This is a genomic window from Nonomuraea sp. NPDC049709, from assembly GCF_040674815.1.
Classification (GTDB): Bacteria; Actinomycetota; Actinomycetes; order Streptosporangiales; family Streptosporangiaceae; genus Nonomuraea.
This window is the reverse complement of sequence record NZ_JBFANM010000127.1, coordinates 1-2,623: the sequence shown is the minus strand read 5'-3', so window position 1 is coordinate 2,623 and position 2,623 is coordinate 1. Positions and strand designations below refer to the sequence as shown.

Here is a 2,623-nt window from a genome sequence, read left to right as displayed (position 1 = left end):
CCCGCCAGTCCGGGTTCCGCCAGTCCGGGTTCCGCCAGTCCGGGTTCCGCCAGTCCGGGTTCCGCCAGTCCGGGTTCCGCCAGTCCGGGTTCCGCCAGTCCGGGTTCCGCCGGTCCGCGGGTTCCGCCGATGCGGGGTTCCGCCGGTGCGGGGTTCCGCCGGTGCGGGGTTTCGCCGGTCCGGGGGGCCGCCACCGGTCCCGAGCTGCCAGCGATCCTCGGGGGGCCCGCGTCGGCGATCCCGGAGTGTCGGCGGTCCCAGGGTCGTGGCCGGCGAAGACCGCCGTTGCCTCGGCGATCACGAGCTCCGCCGCCGCGGTGTCGCCGCGCACGGCCCGGGACGGTCGCCAGATCGCGCTTGGCGCGCGCCACGGGAAGCGGCGTCCGGAGCTCCTCTGTCAGGGGAAGGCGGGCTTGGGGAGATGGCGGGAGTTCGGGGATTCCACTGTTGAACAATGACTACTCTGTGTAATTATACGAGTGCAAACCGTTACTCTCTCTTGGGAGAATACCAATGCACCGACCCGTGCGGCTGTTGGCCGCCACCGCCCTGGCGTCCCTGGGCCTGCTCGCCGCCGCACCCATCGCGAACGCCGTCGTCGATCCTGCTCGTGCCGGCCAGTGCCTGGCCGCAAGCGCCGGTGAGCTGACGACCATAGTGGATCCGACCGCCGCGGGCATGCCTGCAGAGGTTCCCGCCATGCACTGCATCACCACTCCTTGATCGCACGACAGCGTCGTGCAGTGCGTCGAGCGGGCGTGGCACCGTCATGGTGGCCGCGGGCTGGGCGCGTGAGTCTGGTGATTTGACCGAGCTGTCCGCCACCACCGTCCCCGTCAGGTTTTCGATCTTCCGCACGGACCTCATGGGTGGCGGCGGCGGGCAGCTCGCCGGTCGGCCGGCAGGGAACTCGCTCGCACGTGCCCTGCCGGCCGGCGCTATCCCGGGACTTGTCGTTCAGGGTGTAAGTCGTACCTGCTCGGGGGTTGGGGTGTGGTGTTCAGGTGAGGCCGGACAGGAGGGCGTGGACGCCGTCTTTGAGGATGCGTTCGCCTTCCTCGCTGGAGTTCAGGAACCAGCCGGGGAGCGGGCTGCGGAGCGAGCAGGTCAGCTCGATGCCGACGAGGCCGTGGATCGTGGTCCACACCAGGTACGCCGAGCGCTCCGGGTCCGTCGACTGGATGAGGCCGGCCTCGGCTGCTGCCGAGGTGGCGGCGGCGAGCGGGTCGAAGCACAGGCGCAGGGCGTCGTTGCGCTGCTCGGGTGAGGGGTCGAAATCCGGGACCGGGCGCTCGAACATGAGCGCGAACAGGGCAGGGTCGGTGAGGGCGAACTGCCGGTAGCCGTACGCGACCCCCATGATCCGGGCCAGCGGATCCGTGTGACCGTCCAGGGACCTGGTCATCGCCTCGTGAAGGAGGTGGAAGCCGTGCTCGTAGATCGCTTCCAGCAGGCCGGCACGGCCGCCGAAGCAGGTGTAGATGCCCATCGTGGAGGTGGCGGCAGCGTCGGCCACGCGGCGGAGGGTCAGATGCAGCGCGCCCTTCTCGCGTAGCACACGCAGGGCCGCGTCGAGCAGGTCCTGGCGCAGCGCGCCGAGTTCTTTCGAGGTGCTTACGGCTCTCGGCACCCTCTCACCATATCCGGCGATAACGAGCATCATAACGAGTGTTATCACCGAGAAGATCGAGAGGAAGGACGCCCTACATGAGTGTTCATCGGGTTGCCGCGGGGGCGGGGTTCGCCTGCGCCGTGTTGCTGTTCGTCAACTCCGCCCGTCGCGGTGGATTCCTGCCGGAGACGGCGCTCACCCATGCCATCGCACCGTTCGGGGCCCTGACGGGATTACTCGCGATCACCGGCATCTACCTGCTCATTCGCCGCACTTCCGGCACGCTCGGGCTCGTCGGATACGTGCTCAACTCGGCCGGGCTGGCCGGGGCGTTCGCGATCGAGTACACGCTGCACTTCGTCTTCCCCTACCTCGGCGGCGGCGTCGTGAGCGGGCTGCTGGCCGGGGCCACCGGGCGGGCGTTCCTGGTCACGTCGGTCGTGCTGCTGGTGGGGGTGGTGACGTTCAGTGCCGCCGCGATCAGGAGTGGGGTCATGCCCGTGGTGGGTGTGCTGCTCTACGCCGTGGGCATGGTGCCCGGATCGTTGCGGAACGTGGTGCCGCTGCCCGTCTATCTGGCCGGTCTGGTGATGGCGGGGGTCGGGGTCGCCTGGATGGCGGCGCGGCTCTGGTCGGCCACGGAGCTTGAGGGATCCCAGGCGTCCAAGGGGTCTGGAAGGTCCGCCATTCCTTCGGCGTCCTGAGCGTCCGCAACATCCACAGCGTCCACAGCGTCCGATGCCGCAGTGCGGTGGCGAGGGTTCGGGTCGCGAGGGTTCGGGTCGCGAGGGTTCGGGTCGCGAGGGTTCGGTGCAGCGGCGACGCGGGGGCAGCGGGGCGAGGCGGGTGGAGTGGTCCGTCCGTGGGGAGGCGCGGCCGAGAAAGAGAAGAGCCGGGGGGGGGGCCGCGCCCCGGGCGTGTGGTTATGGGCGGCGCCGCCCCCCCCCCCCCCCCCACCACCCCCCCCCCCCCCCCCCCCCCCCCCCGCCCCCGCCCCCCCCCCCCCCGCCC

3 protein-coding genes are annotated in these 2,623 nt (G+C 70.6%); 2 read left to right on the top strand and 1 reads right to left on the bottom strand.

The window, feature by feature from the left end:
- The first annotated feature begins 513 nt into the window (after nucleotides 1-513).
- Nucleotides 514-723 (top strand): hypothetical protein, encoded by a 210-nt coding sequence (locus tag AB0J69_RS57680; protein WP_364137070.1) that lies wholly within the window; start codon nucleotides 514-516, stop codon nucleotides 721-723.
- A gap of 277 nt (nucleotides 724-1,000) precedes the next feature.
- Here AB0J69_RS57680 and AB0J69_RS57675 read toward each other — a convergent pair whose 3' ends face one another.
- Nucleotides 1,001-1,630, bottom strand: coding sequence for a TetR/AcrR family transcriptional regulator (locus tag AB0J69_RS57675; protein ID WP_364137068.1), 630 nt, complete (start codon nucleotides 1,628-1,630; stop codon nucleotides 1,001-1,003).
- A 77-nt stretch (nucleotides 1,631-1,707) separates the two neighbouring features.
- Here AB0J69_RS57675 and AB0J69_RS57670 point away from each other — a divergent pair, with 77 nt between their 5' ends.
- Nucleotides 1,708-2,316, top strand: coding sequence for a hypothetical protein (locus AB0J69_RS57670; protein WP_364137066.1), 609 nt, complete (start codon nucleotides 1,708-1,710; stop codon nucleotides 2,314-2,316).
- Nucleotides 2,317-2,623: the final 307 nt, after the last annotated feature.